Source organism: Actinoplanes sp. G11-F43 (genome assembly GCF_050589265.1).
Classification (GTDB): Bacteria; Actinomycetota; Actinomycetes; order Mycobacteriales; family Micromonosporaceae; genus Actinoplanes.
Genome location: NZ_JBNZCE010000040.1, coordinates 1 through 15,723, shown reverse-complemented (window position 1 = coordinate 15,723; position 15,723 = coordinate 1). Strand labels below are relative to the sequence as shown.

Here is a 15,723-nt window from a genome sequence, read left to right as displayed (position 1 = left end):
AGCCTAACGATTGTCGATGCGATTGCAAGTCCTTGCAGAACTTGCAATCGCATGAACAGTGCGGTCAGGCCGCAGCCTGGATCATGTCCTTCAACACCCGGGGCCGGACGCGGATCCCGCTCTGGGCCGACTGGCAGCTCGGCCTGCTCTTCGGGCTGGATGTCGTCTACACGCCGGGCATGGTCGGCTGGATCTCGGGCAACCTGATCGAGTCGGAGGCCCGTGGGTCCTGTTTGGTGAAGTCCGGCTGGATCCGTAGTGCCTCGACCAGGCTCCGGTACAGCTCGTCGGTCTCGAACAGTTCGGTGTGTGTGCCCTGGGCGCGGATCCGCCCGTCCTCCACGACCACGATCCGGTCGGCGTCCAGGACCGTCGACAGCCGGTGGGCGATCGTCACCACCGCCCCGCGCCGGGCGTGCTGCCGGATGCAGTCCTGCACGGCCGCCTCGGTCAGCCCGTCGACCTGCGCGGTCGCCTCGTCCAGCAGCAGCACCTCCGGGGTGCGCAGCAGCGCCCGGGCCAGCGCGATCCGCTGCCGCTGACCACCGGAGACATCGGTCGCGGGCAGCGCCTGGTCCAGCTCGTCGAGGCGGACGGCGCTGAGCGCGGCGCGAACCTCGTCGTCGGTCGCGTCGGGATGGGTGAACCGCACGTTGTCACCGACCGTGCCGGGGACCACCGGGGTCTCCTGCTCGACGTAGGCGAGCCGGCCGCGCACATCCCGGTGACTCCACTCGGTGTAGGGCCGGCCGTCCAGCATGATCTGGCCGCTCTCCGGTTCGAGGAAGCGCAGGAGCAGCGAGAACAGGGTGGTCTTGCCGGCGCCGGACGGGCCGACGACAGCGGTGTGCCCGAGCCGCGGGATCTCCAGGTCGAGGCCGTGCAGCACGCGCGGGGCGTCCGGACCGTATCGCGCGGTGACACCCCGCAGCGACAGCACCGCGCCGTCACCGGCCGATGCTGAAGCTGATGCGGGAGCGTCGGCCAGGTCCGGCTCCAGTTCGAGGGTCTCCAGCTCGTTGATCCGCCCGGCCGCGGCGATCCCGGCCTGCAGCGCGGTCAGGTTCTGGGTCAGCTCGCTGATCGGGCCCATCAGCTGGAACACATACAGCAGGAAGGCCACCAGGCTGGACACCTCGAGCAGCCCGGCGTCGGCCCGCCAGGCGCCGATCGCCAGGACCACGATGACCGAGATGTTGATGCCGGCCGAGGCGACGGTCCAGACCGCGGCGGCGATCCGGGCGGCGTGGACGCTGTGCCGGGCGGCGTCGCGCGCGTTGCCGACGATCTGGTCGCCCTGCCGGGTCTCGGCCCGGGACGCCTTGACGGTGCGGATCGCGCGGAGGGCGCCCTCGAGGTTGGCGCCGAGCTTGCCGACCGCCTCCTGGGCGGCGGTCTGCGCCGTCCCGATCTTGGGCAGCAGCACTGACATCAGCATCGCGACCACGACGACGGCGCCGAGCGTGCAGGCGAGCAGTGTCAGGTCGAGCACCGCCATCAGCACCAGCGTGCCGATCAGGCCGATGCCGGCGTTGATCAGGCCGACGATGCTGCTGGACGCCTCGTGCAGCAGGCCGGTGTCGGAGGTGACCCGGGTGACCAGCTCGCCGGTCGGCCGGGCCTGCAACCGCAGCACCCGGGCCTGGAAGTAGCGCCGGATGATCGAGGTGCGGGCGTCCAGGACGATCCGCTCGGCCAGTGTGCCCATCAGGATCCACTGCCAGAGGGTGATCACGGCGCCGACCACGACCAGCGCGGCGAGCACGGTGATCGGGCCGGTCAGGTCGACGCCGCCGCTGAAGCTGTCGAGCACCCACTTGGTGACCATCGGGCTGGCCAGCCCGGCGGCGTTGCCGATCAGGCCGAGCAGCAGGCCCAGCGCCATCGTGCGGCGGTGTGGGCGGAGGATTGCGAGAAGGGTTCCCAGTCTTGTGGTGGCTGGCATACCCATAATGGAACACTGATGTTCCAAGATGGGCAAGTGATATTCTGCGGATCGTGACGACTGTGCCCTCCGGGAGCCGCGCCCGGACCCGCCAGGCGATCCTGGACGCCGCGGTCGAGGTGTTGTCCCGCAATCCGGGCGCCCCGCTCGGCGAGGTGGCCGCGGCGGCGGATGTCGGGCGGACCACCCTGCACCGCTACTTTCCGGAGCGCTCCGATCTGATCGCGGGTCTCAAGGAGGAGGTCAGCCGCCGGTTCCGGGAGGTCCGGGAGCGCGCCCGGTCCGACGACGGCACCGGCGCCGGCGAGATCCGCCGCCTCTGCCAGGAGTATTTCGAGCTCGGCGACGTGCTGTCGCTGATCTTCCGCGAGCAGATCGACCTGGAGGGCGACGACGAGCCGGACTGGGACGACGGTTTCGAGGCCGTGGTCGATCGGGGGCACCGGGACGGCAGCATCGACCCCGAGCTGCCCGCCGTCTGGGTGCAGAATCTGATGTGGTCACAGCTCTACGCCGGGTGGAACTATGTGGCCGAGGTCGGTGTCACCCGCCACGAGGCGATGCGCCTGGTGCTGCGCTCGATGGAGGGAGCGATAACTCCCCGGTGAAAGAGCTATTCCCCGGTGAAGACGGGGGTGCGGCGTGCCAGACTCGCCGCGATGCCTTCGGCGCTGTCCTTCGTCGCCCAGAGGATCTTCTGTTCGGCCAGCTCGTGCTCCAGCGCCGCCCGCACCCGCTCGGCCAGCCCCCGCCGGAGAGTGGCCCGGATCGACCGGACCGCCAGCGGCGCCGACGCGGCGATCTCGGCGGCCAGCTCCCGCGCGACCGCCCGCAGCCGTCCCGGCTCGGCGAGCCGGTCGGCCAGCCGCAGCCGCAGCGCCTCCTCGCCGCCGACCCGGCGCCCGGTCATCAGCATGTCCGCCGCGGCCTGCCGCCCGACGATCTCCGGCAGCGTGACGCTGACCCCGAACCCCTGGTGGAAGCCGAGCCGGGCGAAGTTCGCCACGAACCGGGTGGACTCCTCGGCGACCCGGAAGTCGGCGGCGCACGCCAGGCCGAGCCCGCCGCCCACGGCGGTCCCCTGGACGGCGGCGACGATTGGCGTACGCACGTCGAACAGCTCGGCCGCCCGCCGGTAGAGCCGCTCGGCCGCCGCCACGTGATCGCTGGCGAAATCGCCCCCGCCGAAGTCGGCGCCGGCGCAGAAGTGCCGGCCCTCGGAAGCCAGGATGATCACCCGGCAGGCCGGATCGTCGTCGAGTCCACGGGCGGCGTCGACGACCCGCCCGATGAGTGCCTCGTCGAAGTGGTTGGCCGGCGGTCGCCGCATCTCCAGCAGCGCCACCCCGTCCGCGACGGCCACCGACAGATCATCATTGAGCACAGCTGGCACCGTACCGGACGACCTGGGTCAATGGGTGCGGATGAACTCCGCGATGTCCGCTCCGAGCCAGGCCCGCACGGCCGACCAGCCGAGCTCGGCCGCCATCTTCCTGGCCTTCTTGACCTTCTTCGGGTTGGCGTCCACCCAGGCCTGCATCGCCGCGATCTTCTGCCCCGCCCGGTGTCCGGCGACGGCGAATGTCAAGGGATCCACGGGTTCCCCGTTCCTCTCGGTGTCCCCTGATCTCACGCTCGGCGAATCCGGACCGCCAGAACCGAACGGCCAGAGCGACGTCCCCCCAACGGCAGAGGTGCACAACCGGACACCCCGCGTTCGGTGATTCTGGATTTACATTGAGGGCTGGCACGGCCACCGATGTAGGAGGACCGCCCCGTGAACGATGTCCAGCTCCAGGTTCTGCGGCTGCTCTGCGACACCGTCGTCCCCGCCCTCGACCGCCCCGGCGACACCGATGGGTTCTGGCGGCGCACCGCCACCGATGTCGGCGCCGATCAGGGGGTGCTCGCGATGATCGCCGGCATGCCCGACGGGCAGCGGCAGGCGATCGGCGGCCTGCTCGACGTGCTCGCCGCGCGGGGTTTCACCGCCGACGTCCCGCCGGAGTCCCGCGAGCGGATCCTCGCCGCCCTATCGGAGGCCTCGCCTGGGGCGGCGGCCGGGATCGGCTCGCTGACCAGCGTCATCCTGCTGATGACCTATGGGCTGACCGGACCGGACGGGACCAATCCGAACTGGACACGGCTCGGCTATCCGGGCCCGCCCGAGGTGCGCGCCGACGACCGTACCGCCGCAACTGTCGATGTCGACGGCGACCTGGACCTGGACGCCGACGTGGTGGTGATCGGATCCGGCGCCGGGGGCGGTCTGATCGCCGGGCGGCTGGCCGCCGCCGGGGCGCGCGTGGTGGTCCTGGAGGCCGGCCGGTATCGCGCCGACACCGACTTCCACCAGCGGGAACTGGAGGCCTACCTGGCGTCGTACTGGCGTGGCGGCCCGAATCCGACAGCCGACGGGAACGTCACCCTGATGGCCGGTTCCGGTCTCGGCGGCGGCACCGTGATCAACTGGACCAACTGCCTGAGGACCCGCGATCGGGTACGCCGTGAGTGGGCCACCGAGCACGGCCTCACCGACGTGGCGACCGCCTCGTTCGACGCTCACCTGGACACCGTGTGGCGTGAACTCTCCGTCACCGATCAGTGTTCCGAGCCCAACCGCGTGCACGAGGCCATGCACCGCGGCGCCCAGGCCCTGGACTGGTCGTTCCGCACCGTCTTCCGCAACTGGGACCAGAAGCGGCATGATCCCGCGGTCGCCGGCCACCTCGGTTTCGGTGACCGTTCGGGTGCCAAACAGTCCACTCTGAAGGTCTACCTGACCCCGGCGGTGCACGAGCACGGTGCCCGGATCGTGGACGGCTGCCGGGCCGACCGGGTGCTGATCGAGAACGGCCGGGCGGCGGGCGTCGCCGGCACCTGGACCAGTGCCGACGGGCTACGCCGGGCGGCGGTCACGGTCCGCGCCCCGATCGTGGTGGTCGCGGCCGGCGCCCTGGAGTCCCCGGGGGTGCTGCTCCGGTCGGGCATCGGCGGCCCGGCGGCCGGTGACTTCCTGCGGCTGCACCCGTGCACGGTCACCATGGGTGACTACGGCACCGACCTGCGGGCCTGGTGGGGCGCCCCGCAGTCGGGGCTGGTCGACGAGTTCGCGGCGGTGGAGGACGGGCACGGCTTCCTGATGGAGGGCGTGCAGTACAGCACCGGGCTGGGCGCGTCGTCGGTGCCGTTCACCACCGCCGCCGAGCACAAGCGGGTGATGGCCGACTACCGCAACCACGGCTCGTACATCGGTCTGATCCGGGATCGTGGGCACGGCCGGGTCACCCTGGACGGGCGCGGCGACACCGTCCACTGGTACGAACTCACCGACGGCCTCGACATTCGCAACTCGCGCCGGGCGGTCGAGGCGCAGATCCGGTTGCATCACGCGGCCGGCGCCCGGGCCATCCGCCTGCTGGCCCGGGGCGCACCGGTCTGGCGGCACGGTGACGACCTGGACGCGTTCGTCGAGCTGGCCCATCGGGTGCCGTTGGGGGCCGGGGGTGCGACTCTCTTCTCCGCGCATCAGATGGGCAGTTGCCGGATGGGCGCCGACCCGGCCACCAGCGTCGCCGACCCGCGTGGCGAACTGCACGACACGCCCGGGGTGTGGATCGGGGACGCCTCGGCCTTCCCGACCCCGTCCGGCACCAATCCGATGATCACCATCATGGCCCTGGCGTCGCGGACCGCCGAGTTCATCCGAGCGGGCTGGTGACGTTCAGTTCGACACGACGGTTCTCGGCCCGATGTCCGGTGGTGTCGTTCGGCACCGCCGGGTGCGCCTCGCCGTACCCCGCGGTGGTCAGCCGGTCCGCCGCCACCCCGTAGCCGGCCAGCGCGTCCTTGACCGCGGCGGCCCGGTCCCGGCTCAGCGCCAGGTTGGTGGCGGCCGGCCCCCGCGAGTCGGTGTGCCCTTCGACCCGGATCGTGACGCCCTCGTTCTCGGTCAGCAGATCGGCCACCTCCCGCAGCGTCTCCCGCGATTCCGCGGTGAGCTGAGCACCTCCGGTGTGGAAGGTCAACGACGGAAGATCCTTGAGCCGATGGTGTACGGCGGAAGCGCGCTGCCGTTCGGCCAGTTCCTTCCGGGCACGCTCCTCGTCCTCGCGGGCGCGCTGCTCGGCGGCCAGTTGTCCGGCGCTGGGCGGCACCGGCGCCGGCCGGTCCACCCGGGTGCCGACGGTGCGCACCCCACTCACCCCGGCCACCACGGCCCGAGCCTGTTCGGCCTGCTCCTCGGATCCGGCCACGACCAGCGCGTCCCGTCCGGCGAACGACACCCGTGCCTCCGGCCGGCCCGCCGCGACCAGGGCGTCGGTGGCCCGCTGGGCGAGCCGGTCCTCCATCCGGTACCGGTTCGGGCCCAGCTGACAGGCGATGATCACGGCCAGCCCGAGTACCGCGGCCAGCACCGCGATCCAGCGCCGGGAGACGGTCGGCGTCATCGGTTGGCGCCCTCGTTCTCGCGGCCGGGCTTGTTCCGCTCGCCTTTCCTGGAGCCGTTCTTCTTGCTCTCGCTCTTCTTCCGCTCGGCCTTCTTCGGGTCCTGCTTGGCCGGGGCGGGCGCCGGCTCGGCGTCGACGCCGGGAGCGGATTCCGCGGGCGCCGGGCCGAGCGCGGGTTCCGGGTTCGGTGTGGGTTCCGGGCTGTGCGCGGGAGCCGGGTCGACCGTGGGCGCCGGGTCGACTGTGGGCGCCGGGTCGAGTGCGGGCGCCGGGGCGGCGGGTTCGGGCGCCGAGCCGGGGACCGGGATGGCGCTGAACGAGGTGGGGTCGACGGCCCGCACCGGCGCGTTCGTCACCGGCGGCTCGGTGGCGGCCGGCCGCGGAGTGGGCTTCGGCGCCGGTCGCGGGGCCGGCTGGTCGGTGTCCCGGCCGGCGATCAGGCGGGCGGTGAGGATCGCGAACGCCGCCTCGTCGCCGTCGGCCAGCAGCCGGGCCTGCCGGCTCCAGGTGGCCAGGCTCGGGGCGAAGTTCAGCCCGGCCGTCTTGATCGCGTTCCGCTTGGTCTCGTCGTCGGTTTCGGCGAGCTGGGCATAGGTGCGGATTCCGGCGGACCGCAAGGCATTGGCCATCGCCGGGCCGACGCCCTCGATCCGTTCCAATTCGTCATCGGTCACCGGTGGTTCGGCCGGTTTCTCCGGCGCCTTTTTCCAGAGGCGCCCGGCAATCACCCCGAGAATGAATGCGAGGATGATGAAGACGAGTGACTGGCTGATGAACCACCACACGGTGACCTCCGCAAACGCTGGGAAGCCGCGCTCGGGTACGGCGCGGCAACGGTTCTCCCGCGTCCGGGGCCCGCACCTTCAAGATCAGAATATAGATCTTGGACGGACGTTCTCAACTTGACTTTAGGTGCCTATTCGGTGACGCTGGCGAGCCATTTTCGGGCCTCCGGGAAGTGGTGAAATCAAAACGAGCAGTCCATTTCGGGCGAACCGTTCGGCGTACCCTCAGAAGTCGATCAGGTAGAGGTTGGCGGCGGCCTCCCGGGCCAGCAGGAAACCGGCGATGCCGACGATCCAGGAGACCGTGTCGCTGTTGGTCATCCAGTCGCTGATCCGGGTCAGGACCGGCACCAGGCGACGGCCGCCGGCCAGCCGCAGTCCCATCAGGACCAGCGCCGGGAGGATCATCACCAGGCAGTAACCGGCCATCACCAGGGCGATCATCGGCACCGGCAGATCGGCGGCGGTGATCAGGCCGATCGCGCCCAGGTACGGCAGCATCGTGGACACCTCGATCAGCGCGGCCACCAGCGCCAGCCCGGCCAGCGCGGCCGCCCCGCCCTCCTCGGCCATCACCCTTCCCCGCCAGCGGGCCAGCCGGCCCTCCGTGCCGGGCCGGTTCTTGCGGCCGAGCCGGAAACTCCAGAAGAACAGCGCCACCCCGATCACCAGCAGCGTCCACTGTGCGGCACGGGTGTCCAGGATCCGGGTGATCTCCGGGAGCAGAGCGTTGGCGCCGAGCGCGACGGCGACACCGACCGCGAAATAGAAGGCGGCCACCGTACCCAGGAAGATCATGATCCGCCCGGGACGCACCGGGCCGGGATGGATCATCAGCCAGATCGGGATCAACAGGGTGCCGAAGCTGGTCGAGTCGATCAGCGCGAGCACGGCCAGCGAGGCCAGGAGAGTGATGTCCACGTCATTCACGATCGGCGATCCGGCGGCCCGGCGCGTCGGCCGAAGGATGTGTCACCGGACCGGGCATACAACTTTCGGAGTACGGGCCGGACCGCCTGACGTGCTGGAATGACGGGGTGGATCTGCGCGGACGGTGGCGGGCGAGCGCGCGCCTGCGAGACACGGCCAACGCCGCCGGCCTGCTCGGGTGCGGAACCCTGCTCAACCTGATCGGCCTGACCGACGTCTGGACCCTGCCCCGGATCGAGCCGTTCTTCCACCTCCCCGACGCCTGGCACACCCTCCTGCTGATCCCCGCGTGCCTGGTCACCCTCGGCAAGCGGCGGCACCCGATCCTCGCGCTCGCCGCCGGCGCCCTGTTCTTCGGCGCCGACCTGCTGTTCGGCGGCAGCGTCGCGATGGTGCTGGTGCTGTTCGACCTGATCTTCGCGGTCGGGCTGTACGCCTCGGCGCGCGCCCGGACCGCGGTGACCAGCGTGGTCTTCGTGCTGATCGGCACCGCCAGCGTGGTCGGCGGGCTGGCCGAGGGCGAGATCCGGATCGCCGTCTTCATCGGGCTCCAGCTGACCTCCCTGCTGTTCGTGCCGCTGTGGTGGGCCGCCAACCTGCGCCAGCAGCAGCAACTCGGACTGCTCGACGCCGAGCGCTCGGCCCGCGAGGCGGTCCTGGCCGAGCGCGGCGCGATGGCCCGGGACCTGCACGACGTGATCGCCGCCCACCTGGCCACCACCGCCATGCACTCGGGCGCCGCCCTGGCCGCGCCGCCCGACACCGGCCGGGACCGGGCCGCCCTGCAGGCGGTGCGGACCAGCAGCCTGGCCGCCCTGGAGGAGATGCGCTCGATGATCCTGCTGCTGCGGGCGGCCGACGAGCCGTCCCTGCCCGGCGGCCTGGACCGGCTGCCCGACCTGATCGAGGCGGCGACCGCCGGTGGGCTGCGGATGACGGTGCGGATCCGGCCGGTGCACGACGCCCCGGCCGTGGTCGAGCACACCGTCTACGGCATCGTCCGGGAGGCGCTGACCAACGCCGCCAAACACGCGCCCGGCTCCGAGGTGCGCCTCGACGTGCGGCCCAGCGGCGACCGGGCACTGGTCACGGTCACCAACACGCTGACCACCACGACCGCTCTCGATCACGAGGCGCTGAGTGCCGGCACCGGCCTGTGGTCGATCCGGGAGCGGGCCGCCCTGCTCGGCGGCGTGCTGACCGCCGGGCGCGACGGCGACGCCTGGACGGTGACGGCGAGCCTGCCGCTGACACCCGGGCCGGCCATGCCGGGGGAGACGATCCGATGACCGCGACCGGTGCGCCCATCCGGGTGCTGCTCGCCGACGACCACGCCGCGATCCGGGCCGGGATGCGGCTGATGCTGGAGCAGGCCACCGACATCGTGGTGGTCGGCGAGGCCGCCGACGGCGCGGTCGCGGTCCGGCAGGCCGCGGCGCTGCGCCCCGACGTGGTGCTGATGGACATCCGGATGCCCGGCACCGACGGCATCACCGCCACCCGGGAGATCACCACCGCCGGGTTCGCCGACGTGCTCATCCTGACCACCTTCGACCTGGACGAATACCTCTTCGGGGCGTTGCGGGCGGGCGCGGCCGGATTCCTGCTCAAGTCGGTGGAGCCGGCCGCCCTGGTCGACGCGGTCCGCCGGATCGCCGCCGGCGACGGGTTCCTGGCCCCCGAGGTGACCCGGCGGCTGCTGACCGCGTTCGTGGCCACCCCGGCGGCCCCGCCCGCCCCACCGGCGCTGCCCGGCCTCACCGACCGTGAGCGCGACGTGCTGGCCGCCCTGGGCCGGGGCCTGTCCAACGCCGATCTGGCCGCCGACCTGTCGATCACCGAGGCGACCGCGAAGACCCATGTGTCCCGGGTGCTGGCGAAACTGGGCTGCTCGTCACGCGTACAGGCGGCGATCCTGGCCCGCGAGGCCGGCCTCGCCTGAGCGGCGGCGGCGGTGGTATGCCCGGGTGGCCAGCCCCAGCGTCACACCCCACGGCAGCCACACCAGGTTGCCGGCCCAGGCCGCCCAGTTCGCCGGGTCGAATCCGGCCAGCGCCCGCCACATGGTCACGCCCGACGCGGTGAGAAGCACGGACACGACCGTCGCCGGTACGACAGCGAGCATCCGCGGCACCGGAACGCCGAACAACCGGGTGCCCCAGCGCTGGGTGAGCCCCAGCGTCAGCAGCCCACCAGTGGCCGCCGCAATCGAGAAGACCAGCTCACGCAGCCGCCCGGACGGGGAGGACACCATCGCGGTGGTCGCCGCGTCGAGCCCGAACGGATGACCGGCGGCCCACAGCGCTCTCGGGATCGCGTACCCGAAAGGCAATGCGGCGGCCAGGAGGGTCACCGGCCGTGCCCGGACCACCGGTTCGGCATCACCGGGGCGGCGGAGACGCCGGCCGGCCAGGCCCACAGCACCCCGCCCGCCGCGAACCAGGCCTGGGCCGGCGCCGCCGCCTCCACCCGGCCGGGGTCTCCCACCAGCAGTTCACCGACGGCCAGGAGCAGGCGGCCGTCCGGAACGATCAGCAGGAGCAGGACGGCGACCGGTGGGCCGAGGTACCGCACCGCCCGTTTGTCCGCCGCCCACACACCGGCCAGGCCGAGCGCGGTGACCGCGAGCCCGGCCGGGAGCGGATCGAGATCGGGCAGGACCGCGCCCATCCGGGCCGCCCGGAAGCCGCCGGCGAACGGGAACCCGGGCCCACCGGCCGCCCACACCAGCCCCATCACCGCGGTCACGGCCGACCATGCCGACAGCGTCCGTCCCGCCCGGGTTCGGCGCACCGCCGCTGCGTTCATTCGTCTTCTTCGCATGGACCCAGCGTCGGCGCGGAGCATGCGCCGCCAGCACCTGCCGAAAGGCCGGAGGACCCGGTTCGGGCGTCCGGGGACCGGCCGATCGGCAGGTGCCGTCCAGCGGGATGTCCTCATTAGGGTGGGATCGTGATGACGGTGACTTCGATGGTCCTCGCCGTCCTGGCGGCCGTCATGGTCTTCCGGGGCAGAGGCCCGGCCGGGGGTCCCGGGGCGCTGTCCGAGGTGGGTGTCGCGGTCGTGGTTTCGGTTCTCGGCACGCTGAGTGGGCGGAGCCCGGACGGTTCGCCTCCGGTGTGGGGGCCGGCACTGGTGCCGTTGCTGACCGAGTCCGCCGGGCTGATCCTCGTCGTGGCCCGGATGGCCCATCGGGCCCGGGCCGTGGCCGGCGTTGTTCGGGGCCGGGGCGGCCGGGGCGGCGGCGGCCCTGCTGGTGCTGCGGGTCACCGGGCCGCCGTCGCTGCTCGCCGCGATCGGGGCCTGCGCTCTGTGGAGTCTTCCGGCGGCCGGGGCGGCGGCCGTCGGGCTGCACCTGCGTGGCCAGGACCGGCGCCGGGACCGGGCCGCCGGCGAGGCCCTCCGGGGACAACGGCTTTCGCTCGCTCGTGACCTGCATGACTACGTCGCTCATGACGTCAGTGAGATGCTGGCCACGGCGCAGGCCGGGCGGGTGGCCGGCGGTGATCCGGCGACCGCGGCCGTGCTGTTCGAACGGATCGAGCAGGCCGGGCAGCACGCTCTGGCCACCCTCGACCGGACCGTTCACATGCTCGGCGGGCAACCGCCCGCGCCGGGTGAGTCACCCGCCTCCGGCCGGACGCCCCTGCTGGGGGAGCTGTCCCTGCTGGTGGCCCGATTCGGTGGGGCCGGCCCGGTCCGCGCCGAGCTCGACATGGAACCGCTTCCAGCGGACGCCGTCACGAGCGAGGTCGCGGCGCTCACCCACCGGATCGTGACCGAAGGGCTCACCAATGTGCGCCGGCATGCCGCGGCGGCGGCCGGCGTGGCGGTGGCGGTGACCCGCACCCGCGCCGGCATGCTGACCGTGACGGTCACCGACCACCCGCCGGCCACGCCCGTGGGCCCGGTGCCGGAGGCCGTCTCCCGGACCGCGCGTGGTGGACGTGGGCTGCCCGAACTGGCCGCGGCCGCGGCAGCCCTCGGCGGCGTGCTGGTCGCGGGCCCGCACGGCGGCGGCTGGCGCCTCCGCGCCGACCTGCCACTGCGTGCCGGTTCCGGCCGCCGGGCCGGAGGTGACCGGCGATGACACCGATCCGGATCCTGCTGGCCGACGATCAGGACGGTATCCGGGCGGCGTTCCGGCTGATCCTCGACGCCCAGCCGGACATGACCGTGGTGGGCGAGGCGGCCGACGGGGCCGCCGCTCTGGAACTGGCCCGCCACCTGCGGCCGGACATCGTGCTCGCCGACGTGCGGATGCCCGGGATCGACGGTCTCCGCCTGACCCGGGAGCTGGCCGGTCCCGGCGTCGACGATCCGATCCGGGTCGTCGTGGTGACCACCTTCGACCTGGACGAGTACGTACACGCCGCCCTGCGCCACGGTGCGTCCGGGTTCCTGCTCAAACGGTCCGGACCGACTCTGGTGATCGAGGCGATCCGGGCGGCGATGGCCGGCGACACCCTGATCAGCCCGCAGGTGACGGTCCGGCTGCTGGAACGGCTGGGCGCGCGGTCGCCCGGCCCGGACCGGCCGGGCGCGGAGATCCTCACCGGCCGGGAACGGGACGTGGCGCGCCTGGTCGGGACCGGCCGGTCCAACGCCGAGATCGCCGCCGAGCTGCACCTGTCGGTGGGCACGGTGAAGGGCTATCTGACCGGGATCCACGCCCGCCTGGGGACCCGGAACCGGGTGGGGATCGCGGTGTGGGCCCACGAGGTGGGTCTCACGCCCTGACCTCGATGCCGAGGGCGCCGGCCAGGGCGTAGGAGAGGCCGAGCAGGTCGTCCGGGTGCACGACGGCGCCGGCCCAGCTGGTGATGCCGCCGATGCCGGCCAGCTCGCAGCGCTGGAACCGGGCGCCACGCATGGTGGCGTTGTGGAACTGGGCGCCGGTCAGATCGCAGTCGACGAACGACGCGCCGCGCAGGTCGGTGCTGGTGAAGTCGGCGCCGGCCAGATTGCAGCCGGACAGCACGACCGTGTCGAACTTGGCGAACCGCCAGTTGGTCAGGTCGACCTTGCAATCGGTGAACGTGACATCGCGCAGGAGGCCGCCGTTGAACGCCAGCCCGGTCATCCGGCAGCCGGTGAACGCCAGGCGCTCCATCGTGCCGCTCTCGGCGCGCGTGTTGGACCAGTCGGAACGCTCCACCAGACAGTCGCCGAACCGGACCTTGGGCAGCACCGCCCCGGCCAGCCGGGCGGCCCGGAACCGGCACTGGGCGAACTCGACGTCCTGGGCGAACACCCCGATCAGGTCGGCGCCGTCGAAGAACCGTTTCTCGTGGAAGTCCTCCGACTCCAGGCCGGGAAGGGCGGGTTCGAGCTGGTCCGGCACGGTCGGTGCCGCCGGGCTGGTTCTACGTCGCACCCGGACACCCTACGAGAGACACGGTAGCCAAAGCGGAGGGCTATCTCACGAGGTGGCCACCGAGCGCCGAGATCCGGCTAGATTCCTAGACTTCGGTGGCTCAAGAACCACGCGACCCGGAAGGACGCCCCGACGTGACCCTGACCCAGAACGCCCCGGCACAGCACACGGTGCAGCCCACCGCCGACCAAGCGGTCCTCATCGTGCACGGACGGGACCGGACCGGGATCGTCGCGGCTCTCAGCGCGGTGCTGGGCCGGCACGGGGCGAACATCGTCTCCCTCGACCAGTACTCCGATAATCCGCACGGCGGCGCCTTCTTCCAGCGGACCGTCTTCGGCCGGGCCGGGCTCAAGGCCGCGCTGCCGGCGATCGAGGCCGACCTGCGGGCCGAGCTGGACAACGGGTTCGATCTGGAGTACCAGATCCGGGACCTGTCGGTGCCGAAACGGGTGGCGATCTTCGCCTCCAAGGCCGACCACTGCCTGCTCGACCTGCTGTGGCGGCACCGGCGCGGCGAACTGCCGATCAACATCTCGATGGTGATCTCCAACCACGCGCACACCGCCGACGAGGTGCGCTCGTTCGGGATCCCGTTCTTCCACGTACCGTCGCAGGGGCCGGACAAGTCGGCCGCCGAGGCGCAGCACCTGCGGCTGCTGACCGGCAACGTCGACTTCATCGTGCTGGCCCGCTACATGCAGATCCTGTCCGGTGACTTCATCGAGCGGGTCGGGGTCCCTATCATCAACATCCACCACAGTTTCCTGCCCGCGTTCATCGGCGCCGACCCGTACGCCAAAGCCGCGCAGCGGGGGGTGAAGCTCGTCGGGGCGACCGCCCACTACGTGACCGAGGACCTCGACGAGGGCCCGATCATCGAGCAGGACGTGGTCCGGGTGAACCACGCGCACAGCGTCGCCGAGCTGCGCCGTCAGGGGGCCGACGTGGAACGGGCGGTCCTGTCCCGGGCGGTGCTGTGGCACGCCGAGGACCGGGTGATCCGGCACGGCAACCACACCATCGTCTTCCAGTAGGGTCCGGCAGGTCAGATCCGGCGGCGCGGCCAGGGCCGCCAGGACGGGCGGCCCGGCGGCCGGATCCCGGCCACACTCCGCAGCAGGGTGTGCGAGTCCCGCACGGTGACGGTCGGGGCCAGCGCCGCCTCGGCCAGCGCCGCGCCGACCTGGTCGGCGTCCTCACCGACCAGCACCACCGCGCCGACCGTGCCCGGATCGGCGCCCGCGTCGGCCAGCAGCTGTTTCGCCGCGTCGGGGAGACATTTAAGATGTACGGCGGTGGCCGCGGCCAGATCATCCCGGTTCAGTTCCACCGCCCCGTGCGGCTCGGGCAGCAGCATCGACGCCCGGGGCTGCACCGCCAGGAACGCGCGGGCCTGCTCGACCTCCCGGCTGACCTGCCAGTTGTCCGGGTCCGCGTCGGTGCCGGCCCGGCTCGCGGCCACCCGCAGCAGCACCTCGTCGACGGCCGGCACCCCCGGCGCCCGGACCGCGGCGGTGGACAGATGCCGGTAGCCGTCGCGGGTGTCGACGAGTGTCAGTTCCGGCCAGGCGGTCCCGGTCACACAGACCACGGCCAGCTCGGCGCCGGTCATCCCGGCGGCCGCGGCGGCGGTGCTGACCACCCGGGGGCGGGGGAGGCGGGCCAGGGCGGCGGCCCGTTCCAGCCGGTGCCGGGCCGGTGGGGCCCAGGCGTCCGCGGTGATCACGGTCAGCGCGGTGATCCGGCCGCCGGGCACCGCGGCCACGTGGGCCAGGGCGGCGGCCACCGCTTCGACCGGGCCGCCGTGCCGTAACAGGGTCATCGGATCAGGGCGGTACGACTCGGGTCGCCGGAGCCCGTCGATCAGGGCGCTACGCCCGGCGGTCCAGGTGCCGGAGTTGTCGAAGACTCCACTGGGTAGGCGGGCCCGTCCGTCGAAGAGCACGGGCTGCACCACGGTCCCGGACTCGAACACCGCGGTGATCCACCACGCGGCGATGTCGACGACCAGATGAAGATCCGTCGCTGGCATGCCCGGCAGTGTCTCAAATGGACGAATCCAGTGGCACCTCTTGTCCGGAATTTTCCACGCATAGTGATAGATCAGCAACAATCTGCTATAGAACTCGTGTGGCCCCTTCCGGCCCAGCCGGTCCGTGTGGCCCCTTCCGGCCCAGCCTGTCCGCGTGGCCCCTTCCGGCCCAGCCGGTCCGCGTGGCCCCTTCCGGCCCA

The 15,723-nt window shown here is 72.3% G+C and carries 17 protein-coding genes; 7 read left to right on the top strand and 10 right to left on the bottom strand.

What is annotated here, in order from left to right; translation table 11 throughout:
* Positions 1-166 precede the first annotated feature (166 nt).
* A complete protein-coding gene (locus ACQ0O7_RS36165) occupies positions 167-1,885 on the bottom strand; it encodes an ABC transporter ATP-binding protein (RefSeq protein WP_430789230.1) in 1,719 nt (572 codons plus the stop codon).
* Between the two features lie 113 nt (positions 1,886-1,998).
* On the opposite strand from ACQ0O7_RS36165, the gene ACQ0O7_RS36160 reads away from it, so the two are divergent.
* Positions 1,999-2,553: a TetR/AcrR family transcriptional regulator gene (locus ACQ0O7_RS36160; RefSeq protein WP_430789228.1), complete on the top strand. Its 555-nt coding sequence runs from the start codon at positions 1,999-2,001 to the stop codon at positions 2,551-2,553.
* A 5-nt stretch (positions 2,554-2,558) separates the two neighbouring features.
* Here ACQ0O7_RS36160 and ACQ0O7_RS36155 read toward each other — a convergent pair whose 3' ends face one another.
* Together ACQ0O7_RS36155 and ACQ0O7_RS36150 are read right to left on the bottom strand one after the other, a co-directional pair.
* Positions 2,559-3,329, bottom strand: coding sequence for an enoyl-CoA hydratase/isomerase family protein (locus tag ACQ0O7_RS36155; protein WP_430789226.1), 771 nt, complete (start codon positions 3,327-3,329; stop codon positions 2,559-2,561).
* A 27-nt stretch (positions 3,330-3,356) separates the two neighbouring features.
* Positions 3,357-3,542, bottom strand: a complete 186-nt coding sequence (locus ACQ0O7_RS36150; protein WP_430789223.1) for a hypothetical protein — start codon at positions 3,540-3,542, stop codon at positions 3,357-3,359.
* A gap of 180 nt (positions 3,543-3,722) precedes the next feature.
* Here ACQ0O7_RS36150 and ACQ0O7_RS36145 point away from each other — a divergent pair, with 180 nt between their 5' ends.
* Positions 3,723-5,666: a GMC family oxidoreductase N-terminal domain-containing protein gene (locus ACQ0O7_RS36145; RefSeq protein ID WP_430789221.1), complete on the top strand. Its 1,944-nt coding sequence runs from the start codon at positions 3,723-3,725 to the stop codon at positions 5,664-5,666.
* Here ACQ0O7_RS36145 and ACQ0O7_RS36140 read toward each other — a convergent pair.
* The 3 genes from ACQ0O7_RS36140 to ACQ0O7_RS36130 form a co-directional block, all read right to left on the bottom strand.
* Entirely contained in the window at positions 5,647-6,396 is a 750-nt protein-coding gene (locus tag ACQ0O7_RS36140; protein ID WP_430789219.1) for an OmpA family protein, read from the bottom strand. The genes ACQ0O7_RS36145 and ACQ0O7_RS36140 overlap by 20 nt on opposite strands.
* Entirely contained in the window at positions 6,393-7,181 is a 789-nt protein-coding gene (locus tag ACQ0O7_RS36135) for a helix-hairpin-helix domain-containing protein (RefSeq protein ID WP_430789217.1), read from the bottom strand. Before ACQ0O7_RS36135 ends, ACQ0O7_RS36140 begins: the two co-directional genes overlap by 4 nt.
* 225 nt (positions 7,182-7,406) lie before the next feature.
* Positions 7,407-8,102 carry a GAP family protein gene (locus ACQ0O7_RS36130; RefSeq protein ID WP_430789215.1) on the bottom strand — a complete coding sequence of 232 codons (696 nt, stop codon included), beginning with the start codon at positions 8,100-8,102 and terminating at the stop codon, positions 7,407-7,409.
* Positions 8,103-8,218: 116 nt separating this feature from the next.
* Between ACQ0O7_RS36130 and ACQ0O7_RS36125 the strand changes: the two genes are divergently transcribed.
* On the top strand, positions 8,219-9,400 hold the full coding sequence (locus ACQ0O7_RS36125) for a sensor histidine kinase (RefSeq protein ID WP_430789213.1): 1,182 nt from the start codon (positions 8,219-8,221) through the stop codon (positions 9,398-9,400).
* Entirely contained in the window at positions 9,397-10,053 is a 657-nt protein-coding gene (locus tag ACQ0O7_RS36120; protein ID WP_430789211.1) for a response regulator, read from the top strand. Before ACQ0O7_RS36125 ends, ACQ0O7_RS36120 begins: the two co-directional genes overlap by 4 nt.
* On the opposite strand, the gene ACQ0O7_RS36115 is transcribed toward ACQ0O7_RS36120, so the two are convergent.
* Together ACQ0O7_RS36115 and ACQ0O7_RS36110 are read right to left on the bottom strand one after the other, a co-directional pair.
* The gene (locus tag ACQ0O7_RS36115; protein WP_430789209.1) at positions 10,006-10,464 is read right to left on the bottom strand and encodes a hypothetical protein; all 459 of its coding nucleotides are present in this window, start codon (positions 10,462-10,464) and stop codon (positions 10,006-10,008) included. The genes ACQ0O7_RS36120 and ACQ0O7_RS36115 overlap by 48 nt on opposite strands.
* On the bottom strand, positions 10,461-10,919 hold the full coding sequence (locus ACQ0O7_RS36110) for a hypothetical protein (protein ID WP_430789207.1): 459 nt from the start codon (positions 10,917-10,919) through the stop codon (positions 10,461-10,463). The genes ACQ0O7_RS36115 and ACQ0O7_RS36110 overlap by 4 nt, the downstream gene beginning before the upstream one ends.
* A 406-nt stretch (positions 10,920-11,325) precedes the next feature.
* Here ACQ0O7_RS36110 and ACQ0O7_RS36105 point away from each other — a divergent pair, with 406 nt between their 5' ends.
* Positions 11,326-12,201 carry a sensor histidine kinase gene (locus tag ACQ0O7_RS36105; RefSeq protein WP_430789205.1) on the top strand — a complete coding sequence of 292 codons (876 nt, stop codon included), beginning with the start codon at positions 11,326-11,328 and terminating at the stop codon, positions 12,199-12,201.
* Positions 12,198-12,851: a response regulator gene (locus ACQ0O7_RS36100; protein ID WP_430789203.1), complete on the top strand. Its 654-nt coding sequence runs from the start codon at positions 12,198-12,200 to the stop codon at positions 12,849-12,851. The genes ACQ0O7_RS36105 and ACQ0O7_RS36100 overlap by 4 nt, the downstream gene beginning before the upstream one ends.
* Here ACQ0O7_RS36100 and ACQ0O7_RS36095 read toward each other — a convergent pair.
* On the bottom strand, positions 12,841-13,488 hold the full coding sequence (locus ACQ0O7_RS36095) for a pentapeptide repeat-containing protein (RefSeq protein ID WP_430789201.1): 648 nt from the start codon (positions 13,486-13,488) through the stop codon (positions 12,841-12,843). The two genes, ACQ0O7_RS36100 and ACQ0O7_RS36095, sit on opposite strands and share 11 nt — an antisense overlap.
* Positions 13,489-13,622: 134 nt before the next feature.
* Between ACQ0O7_RS36095 and purU the strand changes: the two genes are divergently transcribed.
* On the top strand, positions 13,623-14,525 hold the full coding sequence (purU, locus tag ACQ0O7_RS36090; RefSeq protein WP_430789199.1) for a formyltetrahydrofolate deformylase: 903 nt from the start codon (positions 13,623-13,625) through the stop codon (positions 14,523-14,525).
* Between the two features lie 11 nt (positions 14,526-14,536).
* Here the strand turns inward: purU and ACQ0O7_RS36085 are convergent, their stop codons facing one another.
* Positions 14,537-15,523, bottom strand: a complete 987-nt coding sequence (locus tag ACQ0O7_RS36085; RefSeq protein WP_430789197.1) for a hypothetical protein — start codon at positions 15,521-15,523, stop codon at positions 14,537-14,539.
* Between the last annotated feature and the right edge of the window lie 200 nt (positions 15,524-15,723).

Excerpts from the sequence above, each read along its gene's own strand:
- ACQ0O7_RS36165 (WP_430789230.1), bottom strand. The coding sequence starts at position 1,885 with ATGGCGCTGGGCCTGCTGCTCGGCCTGATCGGCAACGCCGCCGGGCTG.
- ACQ0O7_RS36140 (WP_430789219.1), bottom strand. The coding sequence starts at position 6,396 with ATGACGCCGACCGTCTCCCGGCGCTGGATCGCGGTGCTGGCCGCGGTA.
- ACQ0O7_RS36120 (WP_430789211.1), top strand. The coding sequence starts at position 9,397 with ATGACCGCGACCGGTGCGCCCATCCGGGTGCTGCTCGCCGACGACCAC.
- ACQ0O7_RS36110 (WP_430789207.1), bottom strand. The coding sequence starts at position 10,919 with ATGAACGCAGCGGCGGTGCGCCGAACCCGGGCGGGACGGACGCTGTCG.
- ACQ0O7_RS36100 (WP_430789203.1), top strand. The coding sequence starts at position 12,198 with ATGACACCGATCCGGATCCTGCTGGCCGACGATCAGGACGGTATCCGG.
- ACQ0O7_RS36085 (WP_430789197.1), bottom strand. The coding sequence starts at position 15,523 with ATGCCAGCGACGGATCTTCATCTGGTCGTCGACATCGCCGCGTGGTGG.